The sequence below is a fragment of the Kerstersia sp. genome (assembly GCF_052103615.1).
Lineage (GTDB): Bacteria > Pseudomonadota > Gammaproteobacteria > Burkholderiales > Burkholderiaceae_B > Kerstersia.
The window spans coordinates 1-1,477 of sequence record NZ_JBQEKA010000036.1; the positions used below are offsets into that span (position 1 = coordinate 1).

The 1,477-nt window shown below is 56.9% G+C and carries 1 tRNA gene; it reads right to left on the reverse strand.

Annotated elements, in window-relative coordinates:
• Positions 1–1,164 precede the first annotated feature (1,164 nt).
• Positions 1,165–1,240 (reverse strand) — tRNA-Asn (locus tag ACTJGZ_RS09390).
• Positions 1,241–1,477 lie beyond the last annotated feature (237 nt).

Sequence of the window (1,477 nt, forward strand, 5' to 3'; positions counted from 1 at the left end):
TCTTATCCTCAGAACCCCTCTCTGCTCAGCAGAGAGGGGTTTTGTCTTTGGGGAACCGGAAAACAATGCCGGGCGCTGCCGCCAGATCCTCTGGCGCTCTGGCTGACTGAAGACCGCCCCAAGACCACACCCACCCGCCGCACTGCGCCAAACAGCCTCACCGGCCTTCGGCCCGCCCCTGGCGGGGCGGCCGGAGGCAAGCCGGGTCTGCCTGGCTCACCACGCTGCAAGGTGGCGTGCAGCCTCTCAGTGGCTCAGTGGTTCATTGAGCGGTGCGCCTGCTGAACGGCAATGACCGTTGCTGCGTTCCTGATCTGTTGGCTGAAGCTTGATCGCTCGCTCTGATTTAGGATGCGGGGATAACTCTTGCGGGCCGATGCTCCAGTTCGGCTGCTCGCATATGGACAAGTGTCTCCGGCAGTTTGTCCGCCTGGCCAGTTGGAAGTGTGCGCTGGTTTGGCGGTTGTCGTGAGTGATAAGTGCCACGGTGTAGCTGCCGGCTTAAGAGAAATGAAGGCGGTTGGCGGGCCACCCGCTTCGGCTGGTGGTGCAGAGATATTGGCGGTGTTGTGCTGCTTGGGTTTGAAGTTAAGGTGAAATCAGCAGGCCAGCTGGCATTGCGGAGTGCGTAGCAAGTGGCGCTTGGAATCAAATGATGGTGCCCTACCTGACTGAGCGCCAGTAATGGTTCTGGCACCAGACAGAAATAGAAGAGAGGAAGGTCGGTTTAAACCGCTGAGGCGGCCAGGCTTGCCATCTGCTCAAAGGTCGGCTGACAAGGTAGTCAGCAGGACAACCAAGAATGAGGCGGCAAAGCTAGGTAGCGATGCAAGGTGGCAAAGCAAGGTGGCAAAGCAAGGTTGTCAGGCAAATAGGCTGGGGAATTTTTTCTGAAGGAATGGTTTTTCTGCGATGGGCGCGCTGGCTTGTTCGGGGTGCCGGGGCGTGGCACGCTGCTTCAGCTGATGGGCGTCTTTATTTTCGCAATGCAATCCGCGGGCTTTTTTTGATATATGTTGTGCCAGCGTAGTCGCGATCAAGACCGTCCGGCGTCAGGTGCGCAGAGAAAAAGAAGGATAGGGGGAAAGGGAGGGATGAAACCGCTGGAACCAAGACGGGCAAAGAAAAAGCCCTTTGCAGTGGCTGCAAAGGGCTTTTCAAATTTGGCTCCCCGACCTGGGCTCGAACCAGGGACCTGCGGATTAACAGTCCGTCGCTCTACCGACTGAGCTATCAGGGAATTGAGAGAAAGATAATAGCATGCCCCGTTGGATTTTGCTACTTAAGAGCGAATATTTTTCTTGTCATGATCTTAGGCGGCTTTTTCGCTGTGCGCTGTTTATGGGGAAAGCGCGCCGCTGGTTCGCGGCAGGCGTTTATCTGCTTGCCGGTCAAGCGGTAGCAGCGTGCGTGATCGAATAGTGCTGATATGCCAGGCCGCGCCGTAGCGGTGGGCGTGGTGTTACGTCATGATGCA